This is a genomic window from Phenylobacterium sp. GW823-FHT02A09, assembly GCF_058797775.1.
In genome coordinates, this window is record NZ_JBXAJZ010000001.1 from 1,065,935 (window position 1) to 1,085,392 (window position 19,458).

A 19,458-nucleotide genomic window follows, 5' to 3' on the forward strand; every position below is an offset into this window, starting at 1 on the left:
CGGGTTAGGCCTGCTCCTCGACGAACAGCTTCTTCAGCTCGTTCTTGAGAATCTTGCCGTTCGGGTTGCGAGGCAAGGTCTCGTGCCAGAACTTCACCTTCACCGGCACCTTGAACGCGGCCAGGTGCTCGGCTACGTGCGCGCGGAGCTCTTCTTCCGTCGCCGAAGCGCCCGGCTTGAGGGTGACGACCGCGGCCGGCTCCTCGCCCAGGGTCCGGTGCGGAATGCCGACGATGGCGGCGTCCATCACCGCCGGGTGGTCGTAGAGAACGTTCTCGACCTCGATGCAGTAGATGTTCTCGCCGCCGCGGATCAGCATGTCCTTGGCGCGGTCGATGATGAAGCAGAAGCCTTCTTCATCCACGCGCGCCAGGTCGCCAGTCCGTACCCAGCCGTCGACGAAGGTCTGGGCGGTGGCTTCGGGCTTGTTCCAGTAGTTCTTCACGACCTGCGGGCCGCGGGCCCAGAGCTCGCCGACCACGTTCGGGCCGAGCACCGTGACGCCGTCGGCGGGATCGCGGATTTCCAGGTCGCTGACCGGGACCGCCGGGCCGCAGCTGTCGGGGCGGTTGGCGTAGTCCTCAGCGCCGTGGGTGGTGACGGTGGCGCAGGTCTCGGTCATGCCCCAGCCGTTGCCGGGGGCCGACTTCGGGAAGGTTTCCTTGATCTTGCGGACCAGTTCCGGCGCCGACGGCGCGCCGCCGTAGGAGACCGACTCCAGCGACGACAGGTCGTAGTTGGCGCGGGCCGGATGCTCGATCAGCTGCCAGGCGATGGTCGGCACGCCGCCGGCCGACTGGATCTGCTCGCGCTGGATCAGCTCGAACGCGCGGATCACGTCCCACTTGTGCATCATCACCAGCTTGGCGCCGCCGGCCAGCGACGGGTTCAGCACGGCCATGCAGCCGGTGACGTGGAAGAACGGGATCGAGATCAGCGACGAGCGCTGCGGCGCGTCGGGATCGGGCTGCGGAGGCGCTTCGCCGCGGCGCAGGAAGGCGCGGGCGCCGGCGACGGCCCCGGCCATGATGTTCGAATTGACGCCGCGCTGGGTGGCCAGGGCGCCCTTCGGCTTACCCGTGGTGCCCGAGGTGTAGAAAATCGTCGCGTCGTCGTCGGGATGGATGTCGACCGGCGGCAGCGGCTGGTCGGGCAGATTGGCCCACTCGTTGGCGCCGCCCAGCACGCTTTCCAGCGTGGTGACCTGCGGATGGGCGATCTCCTCGCGCGAGCGGCTCACATAGACGCGGACGAGGTCGGGGCAGTTGGGCAGGTGCTCGGTCAGACGCTCGTAGCGCTCGGCGTCCATCAGCACGACCTTGCTGCCGGAATCGGTCAGGCCGTATTCGAGCTCGGGGCCGGTCCACCAAGCGTTCAGCGGGGTCACGATCGCGCCCAGCGAGGCGGCGGCGTAGAACGCCACCACCCATTCGGGCAGGTTGCGCATGATCACGGCGACGCGGTCGCCCTTCTGGACGCCGTCGGCGGCCAGCTGACGGGCCAGCGCCGAGACGGCGCGATAGAAGGCTTCGTAGGTGACGCGTTCGTCTTCGTAGACCAGGAACACCTTCTCGCCGTGGGCGCGGCCCAGTTCGACGATCGAGCGCAGCGACGGCGGCAGGTTCTTCCAGGTCCGGGTGGGAATGCCGCGGATATCCACAGTCTCGACCTCGGCCGGGGAGCCAGGCGCAGTGATCAGCGCATGGGCCTGGGCGATGGACATGGCGGGCCAGCCAGCGGGCAGCACAGCCTCGGACATAGGCGTTCTCCTAATGCTCGCGCGGGCCTTGAACGCGCCCGCGTCGTCGTAGGTGAACAAGCATAACCTAGCGCCCGGTGCAAACGTGCGTTTGACGCGGCGGCAGGTAATCGCACCAAAGCTGGACGAACCCCGCCCCGCCGACCATTCATCGGCGAAGCGGCGTAACGCGGGTGGCTAGACCACGGCCTCGAGCAGGCTCAACGCATGCTCGAGCTTGGTCTTGGCGGCCTCGGACTCGGCCAGGCGCTCGCGATTCTCCTCGACCACCTCTTCCTTGGCGTTGGCCACGAAGGCCGGATTGCCGAGCTTCTTCATCACGTGCGCGATGTCGGAGGCGTGGCCAGCGATCTCCTTGGCCAGGCGCGCACGCTCGGCGGTCAGGTCGATGAACTCGGCCACCGGCAGGGCCAGGGTCGCGCCGTTGACCACGAACGGGATTGCGCCCTGCGGCGCCTGGTCGACGAACTCGACCTCGGCCACGCGCAGCGTCTGGGCGATGACCGCGGCGTTGGTGCGGAACACCGCGCGCTGGGCGTCGGTGGCGTCGATCACCAGCAGCGGCGGGCGGGCCGAATGCGGTACGTTCAGCTCGGCCTTCACCGAGCGGCCTTCGCTGACGGCGGCGACGATCAGGCCGATCTCGGCGTCGGCGTCCGGATCGATCAGGCTGTCGGGCAGTTGCGGCCAGCGCGCCGTGATCAGCATCCCCTCGCCGCGCGGCGCGCCGAGGTCGGCGGTCTGGGCCCACAGCTCCTCGGTCAGGAACGGCATGACCGGGTGCAGCAGCTTCAGGATGACGTCGAGCGCCCACGCGGCGGTCGCCTGGGTCTCGGCCTTCAGCGCCTCGTCGGTCCCGTTGAGCAGCGGCTTGGAGAGCTCGACGTACCAGTCGCAGAAGGTGTTCCAGATGAATCGGTAGAGGCCGTTGGCGGCGCCGTCGAAGCTGCAGCCTTCCAGCGCCTTGGTGATCGCGTGAACGGTGCGGACCGTCTCGCCGACGATCCAGCGATTAAGCACGCCCTTCACATTGGCCGGGTCGAAGCCCTCGGCGCGGGCGCAGCCGTTCACCTGGGCGAAGCGGGCTGCGTTCCAGAGCTTGGTGCCGAAGTTGCGGTAGCCTTCGATGCGCTGGCGCGAGAGCTTGATGTCGCGGGCCTGGCCGGACATGGCGGTCAGGGTGAAGCGCAGGGCGTCGGCGCCGAAGTCGTCGACCAGTTCCAGGGGGTCCATGACGTTGCCCTTGGACTTCGACATCTTCTTGCCCTCGGCGTCGCGAACCAGGGCGTTGATGAAGACGCGGTCGAAGGGAACTTCGCCCATGAAGTGGATGCCCATCATCATCATCCGGGCGACCCAGAAGAAGATGATGTCGAAGCCGGTGACCAGGGTGCTGGTCGGATAGAACCGCTCCAGGTCGCTGGTCTTCTCCGGCCAGCCCATGGTCGAGAACGGCCACAGGCCCGACGAGAACCAGGTGTCGAGGACGTCGTCGTCCTGGCGCAGAGGTTCCTCGTGGCCGTAGTGATCGAGGGCGGCGGCCTTGGCCCCCTCCTCGCTCTCGGCGACGAAGATCTTGCCATCCGGGCCGTACCAGGCCGGGATCCGGTGCCCCCACCAGAGCTGGCGCGAGATGCACCACGGCTCGATGTTCCGCATCCACTCGAAGTAGGTCTTTTCCCAGTGGCGGGGCTCGAAGACCGTGCGGCCTTCTTCCACCGCCTTGATCGCCGGCTGGGCCAGGACCTTGGCGTCGACGTACCACTGGTCGGTCAGGTAGGGCTCGATGACGACGCCCGAGCGGTCGCCGTGCGGGACGGCGTGACGGGTCTTCTCGATCTCGCGCAGCAGGCCCAGTTCCTCGAAGGCGGCGACCACCTTCTTGCGGGCGGCGAAGCGGTCGAGGCCCCGATACTCGGCCGGCGCGTTCTCATTGATCTTCGCATCTTCGGTGAAGATGTTGATCATCGGCAGGTTGTTGCGCTTGCCGACCTGGTAGTCGTTGAAGTCGTGGGCCGGGGTGATCTTGACCGCGCCCGAGCCCTTTTCCGGGTCGGCGTACTCGTCGGCGATGATCGGCACCGGGCGGTTGACGATCGGCAGGCGGACGGCGCGGCCGATCAGGCCCTTGTAGCGCTCGTCGCTCGGGTGGACCGCGACGGCCGTGTCGCCGAGCATGGTCTCCGGCCGCGTCGTGGCGACGACGATCTCGCCAGAGCCGTCCTCGAGCGGATAGGCGAAGTGGTAGAAGGCGCCGTCGACTTCCTTCTGCTCGACCTCGATGTCCGAGATAGCGGTCTGGAAGTGCGGGTCCCAGTTCACCAGCCGCTTGTCGCGGTAGATCAGGCCCTGCTTGTGCAGGGTGACGAACACCTTGCGGACCGCCTCGGACAGGCCCTCGTCGAGGGTGAAGCGCTCACGGCTCCAGTCGCAGGACGCGCCCAGGCGGCGCAGCTGGTTGGTGATGGTCCCGCCGCTCTGCGCCTTCCATTCCCAGACCTTGGCGATGAACTCGTCGCGGCCCATGTCGCGGCGGCCGATGTTGCCGGCGGCGGCCAGCTGGCGCTCGACGACCATCTGGGTGGCGATGCCCGCGTGGTCGGTGCCGGGCAGCCAGAGGGCGGCCTTGCCGCGCATCCGCTCGAAGCGGGTCAGCACGTCCTGCAGCGTGTTGTTCAGCGCATGGCCGATGTGCAGCGAGCCGGTGACGTTCGGCGGCGGGATGACGATGGAGAACGGCTCGGCGGCCGGATCGGCGCTGGGCGCGAACGCGCCGGAGCCCTCCCACATGGCGTAGAGGCGCTGTTCGGCGGTCTTGGGATCGAAATTCTTTTCAAGCATTTGGGGCGCTGCATACATTTTCGATCATCGGCGTGGAAGCGCGATGACATGGGAATCAGCTCATCCCCGCCGAAGCGGGGTCCAAGCGGACTCGCGAAAACGAAGATGCAGACCCGGCTTGGGGCCCGGCGAACCGGGTGAGCGGTGCTCGTGTTCGCCTAGCGTACGCCGCCGCGGGCGATCCGCTCGACTTCCTTGTCGACGGTCTGCTGGACGATGCCCGGCAGGTTTTCGTCGAGCCACTGCTTGAGCAGCGGGCGAAGCAGTTCGCGGACCACGTCCTCCAGCGTGCGGCCCTCGGCCGGCATCTGGATCGAGCGCGACAGCTGACCGAACGCCGAGGCGGCGGCGCTGGCTGCGACCGCGCCGACCAGGCCGTCGCCGATCTCGACCGCCGGAGCGGGCGGCGCGGGCGGCGGCTCGTAGGCGGGAACCTCGGGCTCTTCGCTCACCGACGGGGTGTAGACGTCGAGGTCGCCGAGCGACTCGATCTTGTCGGTCAGCTCCAGCGCGCCGTCGTCTTCTTCGACGACAGGTTCCGGCTCGGGCTCGAACACCGGCGCGGCGGCCTGAACGGGCTCCGGTTCGGGCTCGGGCTCGGGAGCCGCGGCGTCCGCCGGCGCGTCATCTTCGGAGATGATGCGTCGGATGGAGGCCAGGATCTCCTCCATCGTCGGTTCTTGCGAGGTCTGTTCAGACATTTCAGGGCCGCCGGTGGTGCGAAAGAGAATCCGTCACGCCAAGCTTGGCGCGACGGTGTGATCCTGCAATTTCCGCCAGAAGGCGCAAGCGCCTAATCGCCTCTCAGGCGAAACCGTGCACGAAAACTTTAACCCTATTTCGGTGCAGCGGGCGGGGCGGCGGCCGTCGGCTTCTCGACGGTCTTGGGCGTGAAGGCGCCGTCGACCACGGCGATCGGCTCCTCCCAGGGCACCCAACCCCAGGTGATCCGGTTCTTGTTGAAGTTCGAGGTCGGATCGTAGCGCGTGATGCTGGGCTCCAGCATCGGGCCTTCAAGCTGACCCATCTGCGCCAGGACCAGCGAGCTGGCGACGAACTCGTCGCGCCGGGCGCTGACCTGCGACAGTTCGGCGTTGCGCAGTTCCTGCTCAGCGTTCAGCACGTCCAGCGTGGTGCGCAGGCCGACCTGCTGCTCCTGCTTGGTGCCTTCGGCGGCGATTCGCGCGGCCTTCACCTGCTGATCGGTCGAACTGATGCTGGCCTTGCTCGCCAGATGTTGGTTCCACGACTGGGTCAGGCTCTGCATGACCGCGCGGCGCGCGACCTCGACATTGATGCGGTCGGCGTTGTTGCGCTCCATCGAGGCGCGGACGCGCGACGACACCAGGCCGCCGGTGAACAACGGCACCGTCAGGGTCGCCCCGGCCCGCACGGCGCGCGACGAATCCTCGCCCTGCCAGGGATCGGCCGTGCCGCTGTAGCCGACCGAACCGGTGAGGCCGAGATTGGGCATGCGCTCGGCGCGGGCCGCAGCGAGGCGCGCGCGGCTGCCCTGCTCGGTGTACTGCGCCTGGCGGATCTGCGGATTGTTGACCTCGGCGGCCTCGTAGGCCTGGGCCACGTCGGCCGGCAGCAGCGCCGAGATCGGCGGCTCGGCGGCCAGGTCGCCCGGATTCTGGCCGACGACGGAGGCGTAGACCGCGCGGCTCGAGGCCAGCTGGGCCTGGGCCTGGGACAGTTGCGCCTCGGCGGCGGCGAGGCGCGCCTCGGACTGGGCCACGTCGGTGCGGGTGATTTCCCCGACTTCGAAGCGGGCCTTGGATTCGTCGAGCTGACGCTGGAGGACGCGGACGTTCTCTTCGCGGATGCGCAGGCCTTCCTGGTCGCGACGGGTGTCGGCGTAGGCCTGGATCACCGACTGCATTACCGAAGCCTCGGTGCGACGCAGCTGCTCGCGGCCGGCGAGGATGTCGGCTTCGGCGGCGTTGACGGCGGCGGCGACGCGGCCGCCGGTGTAAAGCGGCTGGCTCAGCTGCAGGGTGGCGCTGGCGCTGTTGTCGTCGCGGCGGCCGGCGACGAGCGTGTCGCGAATGCCGTCGCCGTTGGTGTCGATGTAGTCGCCCTGTCCGGGGGTGCGGATATCAGCCCAGGCGACCGTGCCGCTGACCGACGCCTGCGGTCGATAGCCCGTGCGCGCCTGGACCCAGTTCTCGTCGAGCGCGCGCTGCGTGGCGCGCTGGGCCTGAAGGGTGGGGTTCGATTCGTACGCGAGCGCGATCGCCTCGGCCAGGGTTTCGGCGGACGCGGGCGCGGCGATCGTGAGCGCAAGTCCTGCGCTGTAGACCGCGGCCAACAAACCTCCGCGACGACTATTGAACATGGTTATCCCCGAAACGGCGTAGTGAGACCGGGTCCTATATGACCGGCTATTCAGCGCCGGACTAGTGGGCGCGACCTTAAGCTTTTTTCACCCCAAGGTTTCGGCCATGTTTCACGTACGCCATCTGCACGCGAGGATCGCCTCGACCTAGAACGCAAATCCCGCCTTCGGTTCGAAGCCCGGCAGAACAGGCGCCATGGCGTCAAACAGCGTACGGCGGCCGACGCCGTCGTCGGCGCGGACATAGTAAACAGCTTGACCGGTAGGTCCGTTCCGTTCGACCACCAGAAGGCGGCCGCCAGGAGCCAGGGCGTCGAGCCAGGTCTGCGGCGCGCGAGTGACGGCGCCTTCCACCACGATCAGGTCGTAGTCGCCGCCCGGGACGGCCTTCAGCTCCTCGGCGTCGAAGCGAGTCACGTCGAGGCCGACCGCCTCGAGAACCGCCGCGGCGTAGGGCGCGGCGATCGCCAGAACCCGCTCGCCCTCGACCGGCTTGGCCGCCTGCAGCAGCTTGGAGACCTCGCGCGGACGCAGCAGATAGCGGCCCGGCGCATACTCGACATCGACGTCGGCATAGGCCTGGAAGCTCCGGTCCGCGGGAATCAGCGCTTCGCGCGGGATCGCGCGCATCGCGTCGTGCAGACGCACGTCCGTTACGTCGTTGGTGCGAACTTGGCTCTCGACCATGTTGAGCCGGGCTGCGGCGAAATCGGCGGCCATGATTCCTCGACGGGGCAGACGCAGAATAAGAAACTTGGCGCGCTTATAGGTCCGCCCCTCCCGTTAAGGCAATCGGCCCATGAGAGCAGCGAGAGAGGATTGCAGCGGACGAGCTGTTCTGTTAGCCAAGCGCCCTCCCCGGCTCCGGCCGGCGGCGGCCTGATGGCGGAGTGGTGACGCAGCGGACTGCAAATCCGTGAACCCGAGTTCGATTCTCGGTCAGGCCTCCAAATTTCCCTAGTTTGACAACGACCTTCCCGCGTCGACGGCGGCCCGAAAAGCCACGCCAGCGTCACGCGCATACAACACCCGACAGGTGACGAACGGGTGGAGACCACACCCCGGAAGGGATTTCCCTAGCTTTCCTTAATATGCGGGGCTTCTATGTTGCTCATGGGAGCCCGTTGCGCCGGAGAAGCGCGGCGGGGTTGGAAGGTGGGCTATGGGCGACAGAACTGTCAGCCAGGCAAGCGGGACGCTGACCCGCAGTCGAATGAGCGACCTCGTCGGACGCCTTGCAGTGCTGCTGCGCGACGCCCAGCCGCCATTCATGCAGCGCTCCGAAATCCGCGACATGCAGCCGTGGAATCTGCGTCAGGGACCGCCTGGAAACGCCCCCTAGCCGGTCTCGTTCCTACCGCAGCGCCATCGTTCTGCAGTTCGCCCGACAATTGACCCGTGATTTCCGCTCTCGGCGGCGGAAATCTGCGCAGGGTTACGCGACGGGCGCCTTGCCGCGCCTGCGCCAGCCAATAGTTTGTCCGCAACGAGCGGAGGAATGGATATGGCGGACTTCGGAAGCGACCTGGAACTCGAGGACTTCCGCGCGCAGGCCCGCGCCTGGCTGGAGGAGAACTTCCCGGCCTCGCTGCGCGGCAAGCCCGGCGTCGCCGCCGCCCTCATGGAAGGCGAAAAGCCCGAGGGCGACGTCCTGCTCTGGATGAAGCGCATCGGCGAAAAAGGCTGGGGCACGCCGACCTGGCCGACCGAGTACGGCGGCGGCGGCCTCAGCGGCCAGCAGGCGCGCGTGCTGCAGCAGGAAATGGCCAAGATCGGCGCGTTCAACCCGCTGACCTTCGGCATGGGCGTGACCATGATCGGCCCGACCATCCTCGACTACGGAACCGAAGAGCAGAAGCGCAAGCACATCCCGCCGATCGTGCGCGGCGAGATCCGCTGGTGCGTCGGCTATTCCGAGCCGAACGCCGGGTCGGACCTGGCCTCGCTGCAGACCAAGGCTACCGACGCCGGCGATCACTGGGTGATCACGGGCCAGAAGACCTGGACCTCGGGCGCCCAGCATTCGCAGTGGTGCGGCGCCCTGGTGCGGACCGACTTCAAGGCCAAGAAGCATGACGGCATCACCTTCATGCTGATCGACATGCAGCAGGACGCCATCGAGACGCGGCCGATCGCGCTGATCGCCGGCGCCTCGCCGTTCTGCGAGACCTTCTTCAGCGACGCCCGGGCCGAGAAGGAAGCGGTGCTGGGCGAGCTGAACGTCGGCTGGACGGTCGGCAAGCGGCTGCTGCAGCACGAGCGGGCCAGCCAGACCGGCGCGGCGAACGGCCCGCGGGCGACACCGATGCAGGAGATCGCCAAGCGCTATCTCGAGCTCGACGCTGACGGCCGCATCGCCGACACCGACCTGCGCACGCGCCTGACGCGCCATCTGATGGACGCCCAGATCCACCGCCTGACCCTGGCCCGGGCGGCGGCCGAATCGAAGGGCGCCTCGGGCGCGACCAACGCCGCCTCGGTGCTCAAGAACTCGGCGACCAACGTCGCCCAGACGCGGGCCGAACTGACCGTCGAGATCATGGGCCACCAGGGCCTGGGCTGGGAGGGCGAAGCCTTCAGCAAGGACGAGATCGAGACGGTTCGCAGCTGGCTGGGCGGCAAGGCGATGTCGATCTACGGCGGGTCGGCCGAGATCCAGAACAACATCATCTCCAAGCGGATTCTCGGGCTGCCCGACAACACCCAGTCGGCCTGATCCCCTGGCGGGGGCGCCCGTGTTGGGTCACAACTGATCCGAACACGGCGCACCGGGGGATTCGGGAATGGCCACGGGCGACAAGCGGGTCGAACTGACGCTGCGGGGCCTGGCCCTGGGCTGCCTGATCACGGTCGTGTTCACCGCGGCCAACGTCTATCTCGGCCTGCGGGTCGGGCTGACCTTCGCCTCGTCGATCCCCGCAGCGGTGATCTCGATGGTGATCCTGCGCGGCCTCAAGACCTCGACCATCTGGGAGAACAACATCGTCCAGACGGTGGCCTCGGCCGCCGGGACGCTGTCGTCGATCATCTTCGTGCTGCCCGGCCTGGTGATGGTCGGCTGGTGGACGGGCTTCCCGTTCTGGACATCGTTCTGGATCTGCGTGATCGGCGGGGTCCTGGGGGTCATGTACACGATCCCGCTGCGCCGAGCGTTGGTCACCAATTCCGACCTGCCCTACCCCGAAGGGCGCGCGGCCGCCGAGGTGCTGAAGGTCGGATCGGGCTCGCGTGATTCGTCCGGCGGGGCCGAGGCCAAGGCCGGCCTGGCCGCCGTGGTGGTCGGCTCGCTGGGCTCGGCCGTGATCTCCGCGGCGGTGGGCATGCGCGCCCTGGCCGGAGAGATCGCGGTCTGGTTCCGCCCCACCCCCACCACCGCCACCGGACTGGCCGGCGGCCTGCAGCTGGCGCTGATCGGGGCCGGCCACCTGATGGGCATCGCGGTCGGCGTCGCCATGCTGGTCGGCACGATCATCGCCTGGGGCGTGGCGGTGCCGATCATGACCCACCTGAACCCGGCTGCGACCGGAACCGCGGCTGAGATCGCCCAGGCCGCATGGGCCCCGAACGTGCGCTTCATCGGCGCGGGCGCGATCGGCGCAGCGGCGATCTGGACGCTGGCCAAGCTGGCCGGCCCGGTCTGGATCGGCCTGGCCGGCGCGATCCGCGCCTCGGGTCTGCGCGCCGCCGGCAAGGGCGCGGACCTGCCGCTGACCGAGCGCGACATGCCGATCTGGATCGTCGGTGCAGTGATCCTGGGCAGCCTGCCGCCGCTGGCCGTCTTGCTCTACAGCTTCCTCAACGCCGGCCCGCTGGAGAGCGTGATCTGGCCGCTGATCGCCGGCGGGGTGCTCTATGTCGTGATCGCCGGGTTCCTGGTGGCCGCAGTCTGCGGCTACATGGCCGGGCTGATCGGCTCGTCCAACAGCCCGGTCTCGGGCCTGGCCATCCTCTCGGTGCTGGGCGCCTCGCTGCTGCTGGTGCTGCTGGCGGCGAACACGGTCGGCCCCACGGGCCACGCGGCGCTGGTCGCCTACGCCCTGTTCGTCACCGCCGTGCTGCTCAACGTCGCGACCATCGCCAACGACAACCTGCAGGACCTGAAGACCGGCCAGCTGGTCGGGGCCACGCCCTGGAAGCAGCAGGCCGCGCTGATCGTCGGGGTAGTCGCCGGCGCCTGCGTGATCCCGCCGATCCTCGACATCCTCAACAAGGCCTTCGGCTTCGCCGGCGCGCCGAACCTGCACGCCATCTCCGACCAGCCGTTGGCCGCGCCGCAGGCGGTGCTGATCTCGACCCTGGCCAAGGGCGTGATCCAGGGCGATCTGCCATGGATCTATATCGGCGTCGGCGTGGCGCTGGGCGTGGTCCTGGTGGTGGTCGACGAGCTGCTGCGCCGGACGGGCAAGTACAGCCTCCCCCCGCTGGGCGTCGGCATCGCCATCTATCTGCCCGCGGCCGTGACCCTGCCCGTCGTGCTGGGGGCCGTGGTCGGCTGGATCTACGATCGATGGGTGAGCGCCAAGCCGCATGGCGCGGCGGCGCAACGGCTGGGCGTGCTGCTGGCCTCCGGCTTCATTGTCGGCGAGAGCCTGTTCAACGTGGCCCTGGCCGGGCTGATCGTGGCGACCAACAACCCCTCGCCCATCGCCGTCGCCCCCGAGGCGTTCCCCGAACAGACCATGTGGGCCGGCGCCGGCGTCGTCGCGCTGACGGTTCTGGGGCTCTATCTCTGGACCGAAGCCCGGGCCCGCAGGCTGCCGCCGGAGGCGGCCTAGGGCTTCGGCGACAGCCGGGCGATGACGCCGGTCACATAGGCGCGCATGCCGCCGGACATCGACACGGCCCCATCGCTGAGCAGCCACTGCAGGCGCAGGCCGTCTAGCACCGCGGTCATGTTCGCCGCCTCGACGGCTGAGTCGAAGTCGCCGACCAGATCGCCGGCGCGGCGCGCCTCCTCGAAGGCCTGGGTCAGCATCGCCCGGAAGCGGTCGTAGCGGCCGACGAAGTAGGTGTTGATCTCAGACCCGCCCGAGAGGTTCTCGGCTGACAGCGTCACGTCCAGGGCGGTCAGGATCGGATCGGCCTCGAGGTCGGCGCCGAACTCGGCCATGCGTTGCAGCAGCGGCAGTCCCTGGACGTCGCGGACCTTTTCCAGGGCCTCGTCCTGCTCGCGGTCGCCCTCGGCGATCACCGCCAGCAGCAGGGCGTTCTTGGTCGGGAAATGATAGAGCAGCCCGGCGTCGGTGATGCCGGCCTCCTGCGCGATCGCCGCCAGGCTCGAGCCCTTGAATCCCTGACTTGCAAACAACCGCCGCGCGGCCTCCAGCACCGCCGCCCGGCGGGCCCTGCCCCGCGGCTGACGGGTTCCAGGGGGCGCGCTCATGCGGCGCTCCGCTGCAGGTCCCGCAGGGGACGGAAGCTGATCATCCGGAAGCCCTGCGCATCGAGGAAGCCCCGGGTCGCCGGATCCATGGTCACCGCGTGGTCGTCGATGCGGATCAGCGGCTCCTTCTTGTCGTAGCCGCGCAGTTCGGGGCCATCGAGCACCGGATGGACGTTGACCTCGGCGACGCCGGCCGCCAGCCGCGGCAGCACCGCCTGGAGCAGCTCGCCGGTCGGGCGGCCCCACTCGGAGACGAACTCGTCGTTGCAGACGAGGCCGGCGGCGGCGGCCAGCTGGCGGCCCGAGACGCCGAGATGCGCCTCGAGCCTGGGACCCAGCATCCGCAGCGGCAGGTCGTACTCCTGCGCCAGCTGGACGTAGACCTCAATGAAGCGCTGATCGATCTGGTTGGCGCCCATGTGCGAGTCGAGGTGGGTGACGTCGACGCCCCAGGCCAGCGCCTGCTCGATCTGGGCTCGGCACTCGGCGCGGACCTCGTCGATCTGGGCGCGGGCGAAGACCGCGGCGGCGGTCGAGGGCAGGAAGCCGTCGGCGTCGTGCAGCGAACGGCCGCCGGTCAGCGAGCGCCAACGATAGCCGGGATACTCCGCGGTGAGGGTCAGGTGCACCCCGAGGTCGAGATCGGCGAACATGTCCACCGCCTCGCGCGCCCAGGCGCAGGGCACCATCAGCGTGCCGCTGGTGGCGACGCCGCGGGTCATAGCCTCCAGGCAGGCCAGATTGGCGGCGTGGCTGGAGCCGACGTCGTCGCAGTTGATGATCAGCAGCCGTTCGTCGGCGGCGTAGCCGAGACGCTCGACCAGACTCTTCGCAGGCTCCATCGCGTCCCTCCCCGGACGTTATTGGTAGTTCAGACCGTGCGCGGCGAGCATCTCGTCGAGCATCGGTTCGGCGATATCGATGTCGCCGACCAGCGGGTGGGCCAGCAGCGCCTGCAGGGCCGCGTCGCGGCTGCGCGTCACCGCCGCCTGGACGGTCAGGCTCTCGTGGGCCTTCACCGCCTGGACGAGGCCGCGATAGGCCAGCGGGATCTCGCCCACGGGCAGCGCCCGCGCCCCGGAGGCGTCGACGCGGCAGACCGTCTCGACGGCCGCATTGTCGGGCAAGCCGGCCACCGCGCCGTTGTTCAGGGCGCTCATCACGATGTGCGCCCCGCGATCATTGAGGACGGCGTCGAGGGTGTCGAAGGTGACGCCGCTGTAGCCCTCCCCGCCCCGGCGGATCAGGGCCGGCGGCTTGGCGGCGACCGCCGGGTCGGCGGCCTGCGCCAACACCTCGGCCTCGATGTCCATGACCGCCTGGGCGCGGGTGCGCTCGGCCAGCACCATGGCCTCGAACTCGGCCCGGCGATGGAAGTAGAGGTCGCCATACTTCTCGACCGGGATCGCGCCGAGGACCGGGGCGATCTTAAGGGCCGAAGCGAACAGGGCGTCGTTGGCGGTGTAGCTTCCCGCCAGATGGGCGATCGCCCTGACGGTGACGTCCTCGTCGCCGGCGGTGATCTGGTGGATGAAGCCCAGGTGGTTGAGGCCGACGCTGGCGATCTGCACCTCGCCGAACACCGGCGCGAGGATCTTGCGCAGGCGGTGCTGCAGCAGCGGGATCGACGAGCAGAGGCCGAGCAGCTTGGCGTCGGTGTGGTTCAGCACCGCCTCGGTCACGATGCCGCTGGGGTTGGTGTAGTTGAGGATGAAGGCGTTCGGCGCGACCTCTGCGATCGTCCGGGCGATTTCGATCATCACCGGGATGGTCCGCAACGCCTTGAACATGCCGCCGGGGCCGGTCGTCTCCTGGCCGATCACCCCGTAGCGCAGGGGGATCGTCTCATCGAGCTGGCGGGCGGCCATGCCCCCGACCCGGATCTGGGTGACGACGAAGTCGGCCCCGGCGGCGGCCTCGGCGAGGTCGGCGCTCTCGCGAACGGCGATCCTGGCGCCCTTGGCGGCGACCATCCGGCGGGTCAGGCCGGCCATGACCGCCAGCCGCTGCGGATCGCTATCGGTCAGGCTGATCTCGGCGACCGTCAGGCCCTGGCGATCCAGCACGCCCTCGACGATCTCGGGGGTGTAGCTGCCGCCGGCTCCGACGATGCAGAGGACGATGGGACGCATCAGGCGGTCTCCAGTTCGGCGAGCTTGGCGAAGAACGGCTGAGGATCGAGCCCGGCGCGGAAGGCGGCGAACACCGCCGCGCCGTGTTCCGGCGGCAGGGCGACAGGGACGAGGCGCGCATCGGGCAGCTGGCGGCTGAGCATTTCGCCGAGGCGCAGCTGGAAGGCGGTTCCGCCCTGGGCGATGACCCCGCCGCCGAACGCCGCTTCGAACGGGACCCCGATGCGCTCGCCCATCACCCGCATGGTCAGCACGTAGTCGTCGGCGGCGCGGGCGATCATCTCGGCGGCGGCGAGATCGCCGGCCTGCCAGGCTGCGAAGACCACGGGGGCGACGGCCATCCGGCGTTCGCGCGCGGCCTCGTCGCGGAAGGCCCACTCGGCGAAGCGTTCGGCCGGCACCGCGCAGTGGGCCAGCACCCGGTCCTTGAGCTCGGTCGGCGCGGCGCGGCCGTCGATCATCCGGGCGGTCTGGGCGAAGGCGGCGCGACGAACGTCGAATACCTCGGCGACGTCGAGGCTGTCGTAGATCGCCTCCCCGCCGTAGGCGTTGCGGTAGGCGGTGGTGACGCCGCTGCCGTGCTGGAACAACGCCACCGCCTCGGCGCGGGAGACGCCCCACAGCGCGACGAGGCCGTCGTTGACCAGCTCCAGCCGGCCTTCGAGGCCGAACCGGGCGGCGATCAGGCGATGCTGCTCGGCCTGCTCGTCGGGATAGTCGACGCCGCTGAGCCCCATGGCGACCCGTTCGACATCGGCCAGAGCGACCTTCGCCTGCTCGCAGAGGCGGGCCAGCACCCGGCCGACGACCTTGTAGAAACGCAGATCGGGCAAGCCGACGATGGCGGCGCCGATGTCGCGGACGCGGGCGAGCACGCGCCCCGTCTCATCGCAGAGCACGGCCGCCGTCTTGGCGCCGCCGCTGTCCAACCCGATGAGAAGACGCCTGCTCAATTCACTCGTTCCCTAGCGGCCGCTCGGAGATTCCTAGCGACCACTAGGATTCTGCGCAACAGGCAAAAATAAAGCGACCGGCGCGTGGGGTGCGCCGGTCGCTCCAGGGGCGGCCGGGGGGCTGCCGCCTATTGGATCGCCCCCAGGCAGCGGGAGCGATCCGATAGCTTCAAGTCCTAGAACTTCGCCTGCACGCCGACGAAGAAGTAGCGGCCGATCACGTCGTAGGTGTTCGGATCGGTGTTGCCCTCGATCGGCGAGGACAGCCGCGGGGCTTCCTTGTCGAACAGGTTCCGGACGCCGCCCGAGACCGTGTAGCGGTCGAAGGAATAGGCCGCCCGGACGTTGTGGTAGAAGTAGGCGTCGACTTCCGGGGCGGCGATCCCGGCCTTCGGGTTGGCCGAGCCGGCCAGGATCGCGTTGGCGTACTTGCGATCCTTCACCGAGGACAGGAACTCGGTCTGCCAGGACAATTCCAGGCCGCTGCTCGAGTAGTTGAGCTGGCCGGTCCAGCGCCATTCCGGGATCGCCGGAGTGTCGCCGCCGACGGTGCCGACGCGGTCGACGACCGGCGCCGTGGCGTTGGCCTGGAAGGTGTTCTTGTCCACCCAGGTCACGAACAGCGAGGCGCGCAGGCGAGCCGGGTCGCCGCCGATGCCCCAGTTGTCCATCGTCCAGCCGTAGTTGGCGGCGATGTCGAGGCCCGAGGTCTGCAGGCTGGCGACGTTGGCCAACGGCACGCCCCAGTCGATGATCTCGTAGGTCGAGCGCGAACGGGTGAAGGTCTTGCAGAACTCGCTGTTCACGTCGTTGCTGGCGAAGCACGAGGCCAGCGTCCCTTGCGGACCGCCGCCCAGGCGCTCGATGGCGTCATCGATCTTGATGTCGAAGTAGTCGAGCGTGAGGTTGAAGCCCGGCAGGAAGCTGGGGGTCCACACCGCGCCGATGGTGACGGTGTCGGAGGTTTCCACCTTCAGGTTCTGGTTCGAGACCAGGCGCGCCTCGATCGCCGCGCCGTTCTGCTGGTACGAGCCGATGGCCGAGGCCGGAACGCCCTGGGCCACGCAGAGCGCCGCCACCTGGCCGGTCGGGTTCGCCGTGCGCGAGCACGGGTCGGTCATCGCCGGATAGGTGTTGATCATGCCTCCGAACAGCTCGGCGATGTTCGGCGCGCGAGCCGCACGCTGGTAGAGGGCGCGCAGACGCACGTCGCTGTTGATGCGCCATTCGCCGCCCGCCTTGTAGGTCTCGACCTTGCCGGCGGTGGAGTAGTCCGAATAGCGGGCCGCGAGCTCAAGGCCGAGGTAGTCGATGCCCGGCATGTCGGCGAGCAGCGGAACGATGGCTTCACCGTAGAACTCGGTGACGTCGTACTCACCGGCCGTGGCGTTGCGTTCGCCGAAGCCCGCCGAAGCGAAGTCCAGCAGCACCGGCGCGGGGTTGTCGGCGCTGGACACAGAGCGGTGCTCCGCGCCGAAGGCCACGCCCACTTCACCAGCCGGCAGAGAGAACGGCGAGCCGGAGATGTTGGCCTGCAGGATCTTCTCGGTCAGCTCGGTGGTCGACAGGTTGTCGACGCGCAGGAAGTTGACCAGGGCCGGCGACCAGTCGGTGAGGTTGGTCACCAGCACGCAGCGCGGGTTGCCGCTGGCGCACTTGGTCGGGTCGGTGGCGCTGGGAGTCGAGGCCTCGACGAACATCCGGCGCGAGATGTCGCCCTTCTGGACTTCGGTGGTGGCCAGGTGGCTGTAGCTGTAGCTGGCGTCCCACTTCCAGTCGCCGAGGTTGCCCTCGAAGCCGCCGAGCACGCGGTAGAGGTCGCGGGCGAAGGCGATTTCACGCTTCGGGAACTGGCTGGGGGCTTCGAAGCGCAGCGCGAACGGCGCCGTCGGGTTCGAGCGCGCGGCCAGCAGCGCCGCCATCTGCGGGCTGACGAACGACGCGTTATACGGCAGGCCCGGGACGTTGGTGGTCTCGCGGATGTTCGGCGCCGTGCGGGCCAGGATCGCGCTGGACTTCACGTTGTTGAAGCCGAACTCCAGGTAGCCCTGGATGGTGTCGGTGAAGTCGTAGGTGCCGCGGCCGTAGACGTTGGTCCGCTGCAGCGGGGTCTGGATCGCGTAGTCCTGCTGGAGCTCGTAGTTGGTGTCCGTCGCCGCGATGAACGGGCGCGGGATCAGGTTGTCGAGCGCGTAGTCGCGGTTGGTGAAGCCGCCCGTGCCGTTCGGCGTCGGGATGCCGATCAGCGTGCCGCCGACCCGGCCGGCGGTGCCGCTGCGCACGAAGACGCCGTTGGAGTCGATGGTCGAGTAGCGCGACAGCTCACGCTCGTTGCCGCGCAGCGCCGCACGGTCCTCGTAGTTGACGTACATCATGACGCTGGCGCGCTCGCCCGAGGCGCCGAACGTCAGCGACGTCGACCAGTCCTGGGCGTCGCCCTGGCCGGAGAGGCCGTACTGGCCCTCGACCTGCAGCCCGTCGAACTTGTCCTTGAGGATGAAGTTGACGACGCCGGCCATGGCGTCCGAACCGTAGACCGCCGAGGCGCCGCCGGTGACAACTTCAACCCGCTCGACCAGCGAGGCCGGGATGTTGTTGACGTCGACGATGCCTTGCTGGTTCGAGGCCATGAACCGCTTGCCGTTGACCAGCACCAGGGTGCGCTTGGCGCCCAGGCCGCGCAGGTTGAGGTTGGCGGTGGCGTCCGCCTGCCCGGTCACGTTGGTCGACTTGGTCGCGCCAGCGACCAGCTGCGGCAGCGTGTTGAGGTACTCCTCGACGCTGGCCGAGCCGACCACCTTGATGTCCTCGCCCGACACCGTGGTGACCGGGCTGGAAGAGACCAGGTCCTGGCGCGCGATCCGCGAGCCGGTGACCACCACCTCCTCGACCGCGTCCTGAGCCATGGCCGGCGTCGCCGCCGCCAGGATGGCGATGGCGGCGACGCCGCATTTCAAGAAGGCGCTACGCCCATAGTTCTGCATCTGTCTAATCCCCGTCTTTTTGTCTGTGGTGGCCGCCCCGGCGGCCGGCGCCCTTAGGGCTTCTCGTTGCCGAACAGCAGCACCCAGTCCGACTCGGCCTGGATCCGCGCGAAGAACGACCAGGTCGAAATCTCCATCGCCTTGCGCAGATGCGGCTTGGCGAGGTCGTATTCGGCCCGGAGGATGTAGTACTGAGCCAGGCTGTAGCTGGTGGACGACTTGATGCCGTCCGAGTTGCTGAAGGCCTTGCCGGTGTCGCGCTCGGAGTAGAAGTCGAGCGGGTCGCGCAGTTTCTTGAACAGCTGGATGCCGTCGAAGTAGTTGTTGCCCTCGGGATTGTCCCGCAGGTCGTAAAGATCGATGTCGTAGTTCTTCAGGAGCTGCTTGGCCTCGGCGTAGTGGGTGCCGCGGGCCAGGGAGAGGTATTCCCAATACAGCGAGGCGGTGACGTCGGGCGGACCGCCCGTGCCCTCGCCGATCTCGCCGGCGCGGCGGAACCACTTGGCGGCGTTGTCGAAGTCGTGCTTGGCGAAATACGCCTGGCCCAGGTGGTAGTAGGTGTAGAACTGGACCACGTCGGGGCTGGCCGGGAACGGACCCATCTTCTCGCGCTCGAGCGGCTTGTTCTCGTAGAGCTTGGCGGCGCGCAGGCCGTCGTCGATCGACTTGTCGAACTCACGGATGCTGAAATAGCGGTGGGCGCGGTGGCGCAGCAGCTTCGGCGCGTCCGGATACTTCTTCAGCGCGACGGTCAGGACGTCGATGGCGTCCTTGGGCAGGCCCTGGTAGCCGAGCAGGCGCGCGTACCAGGTGGCGCTGTCGACGGTCATGTTGGCTTCGTAGGCGACCTTGGCGGCGTCAGCGGCCTTCTGCAGGTCGTCGCCCGAGCCGACGTTCACCGGATTGCGACCCTTGGCGTAGAGCGCGTTCCCGAACAGATCCTTGCCCTGATAGCTGTCAGCCTGGGCGCTGGCCGCGCCGGCCGCCGCGAGCGCGATCGCCGCGGCAGCGCCCGCCAGGGCGAACCTGAAACCACTCATCGAAAATCTCCCAAAATAATCACAC

The 19,458-nt window shown here is 68.6% G+C and carries 14 protein-coding genes and 1 tRNA gene; 4 read left to right on the forward strand and 11 right to left on the reverse strand.

The window, feature by feature from the left end:
• Window positions 1-4: 4 nt before the first annotated feature.
• The 5 genes from AC1Q87_RS05310 to AC1Q87_RS05330 all read right to left on the reverse strand — a co-directional run bounded on the left by AC1Q87_RS05310 (window position 5) and on the right by AC1Q87_RS05330 (window position 7,661).
• On the reverse strand, window positions 5-1,759 hold the full coding sequence (locus AC1Q87_RS05310) for a class I adenylate-forming enzyme family protein (RefSeq protein WP_492607926.1): 1,755 nt from the start codon (window positions 1,757-1,759) through the stop codon (window positions 5-7).
• 177 nt (window positions 1,760-1,936) lie between these two features.
• Window positions 1,937-4,600 carry a valine--tRNA ligase gene (locus AC1Q87_RS05315; protein WP_492607927.1) on the reverse strand — a complete coding sequence of 888 codons (2,664 nt, stop codon included), beginning with the start codon at window positions 4,598-4,600 and terminating at the stop codon, window positions 1,937-1,939.
• Window positions 4,601-4,758: 158 nt separating this feature from the next.
• Window positions 4,759-5,301 (reverse strand): DUF2497 domain-containing protein, encoded by a 543-nt coding sequence (locus AC1Q87_RS05320; protein ID WP_492607928.1) that lies wholly within the window; start codon window positions 5,299-5,301, stop codon window positions 4,759-4,761.
• A 134-nt stretch (window positions 5,302-5,435) separates the two neighbouring features.
• Entirely contained in the window at window positions 5,436-6,914 is a 1,479-nt protein-coding gene (locus tag AC1Q87_RS05325; protein ID WP_492607929.1) for a TolC family outer membrane protein, read from the reverse strand.
• Window positions 6,915-7,088: 174 nt separating this feature from the next.
• On the reverse strand, window positions 7,089-7,661 hold the full coding sequence (locus AC1Q87_RS05330; protein WP_492607930.1) for a protein-L-isoaspartate O-methyltransferase family protein: 573 nt from the start codon (window positions 7,659-7,661) through the stop codon (window positions 7,089-7,091).
• Between the two features lie 156 nt (window positions 7,662-7,817).
• Here AC1Q87_RS05330 and AC1Q87_RS05335 point away from each other — a divergent pair.
• From AC1Q87_RS05335 to AC1Q87_RS05350, 4 genes are all read left to right on the forward strand, one after another.
• Window positions 7,818-7,891, forward strand: a tRNA-Cys gene (locus AC1Q87_RS05335).
• A 263-nt stretch (window positions 7,892-8,154) separates the two neighbouring features.
• The gene (locus AC1Q87_RS05340) at window positions 8,155-8,283 is read left to right on the forward strand and encodes a hypothetical protein (RefSeq protein ID WP_492607931.1); all 129 of its coding nucleotides are present in this window, start codon (window positions 8,155-8,157) and stop codon (window positions 8,281-8,283) included.
• A 162-nt stretch (window positions 8,284-8,445) separates the two neighbouring features.
• A complete protein-coding gene (locus AC1Q87_RS05345) occupies window positions 8,446-9,657 on the forward strand; it encodes an acyl-CoA dehydrogenase family protein (protein ID WP_492607932.1) in 1,212 nt (403 codons plus the stop codon).
• 67 nt (window positions 9,658-9,724) lie between these two features.
• The gene (locus AC1Q87_RS05350) at window positions 9,725-11,716 is read left to right on the forward strand and encodes an OPT family oligopeptide transporter (RefSeq protein ID WP_492607933.1); all 1,992 of its coding nucleotides are present in this window, start codon (window positions 9,725-9,727) and stop codon (window positions 11,714-11,716) included.
• Here AC1Q87_RS05350 and AC1Q87_RS05355 read toward each other — a convergent pair.
• The 6 genes from AC1Q87_RS05355 to AC1Q87_RS05380 form a co-directional block, all read right to left on the reverse strand.
• Window positions 11,713-12,324 carry a TetR/AcrR family transcriptional regulator gene (locus tag AC1Q87_RS05355; RefSeq protein WP_492607934.1) on the reverse strand — a complete coding sequence of 204 codons (612 nt, stop codon included), beginning with the start codon at window positions 12,322-12,324 and terminating at the stop codon, window positions 11,713-11,715. The genes AC1Q87_RS05350 and AC1Q87_RS05355 overlap by 4 nt on opposite strands.
• Window positions 12,321-13,166 carry a ChbG/HpnK family deacetylase gene (locus AC1Q87_RS05360; protein WP_492607935.1) on the reverse strand — a complete coding sequence of 282 codons (846 nt, stop codon included), beginning with the start codon at window positions 13,164-13,166 and terminating at the stop codon, window positions 12,321-12,323. Before AC1Q87_RS05360 ends, AC1Q87_RS05355 begins: the two co-directional genes overlap by 4 nt.
• Window positions 13,167-13,184: 18 nt before the next feature.
• Entirely contained in the window at window positions 13,185-14,456 is a 1,272-nt protein-coding gene (locus AC1Q87_RS05365) for a family 4 glycosyl hydrolase (protein WP_492607936.1), read from the reverse strand.
• Window positions 14,456-15,409 carry a BadF/BadG/BcrA/BcrD ATPase family protein gene (locus AC1Q87_RS05370; RefSeq protein WP_492607937.1) on the reverse strand — a complete coding sequence of 318 codons (954 nt, stop codon included), beginning with the start codon at window positions 15,407-15,409 and terminating at the stop codon, window positions 14,456-14,458. Before AC1Q87_RS05370 ends, AC1Q87_RS05365 begins: the two co-directional genes overlap by 1 nt.
• 176 nt (window positions 15,410-15,585) lie before the next feature.
• Window positions 15,586-18,393, reverse strand: coding sequence for a TonB-dependent receptor domain-containing protein (locus tag AC1Q87_RS05375; RefSeq protein WP_492607938.1), 2,808 nt, complete (start codon window positions 18,391-18,393; stop codon window positions 15,586-15,588).
• Between the two features lie 53 nt (window positions 18,394-18,446).
• Window positions 18,447-19,433 carry a tetratricopeptide repeat protein gene (locus AC1Q87_RS05380; RefSeq protein ID WP_492607939.1) on the reverse strand — a complete coding sequence of 329 codons (987 nt, stop codon included), beginning with the start codon at window positions 19,431-19,433 and terminating at the stop codon, window positions 18,447-18,449.
• Between the last annotated feature and the right edge of the window lie 25 nt (window positions 19,434-19,458).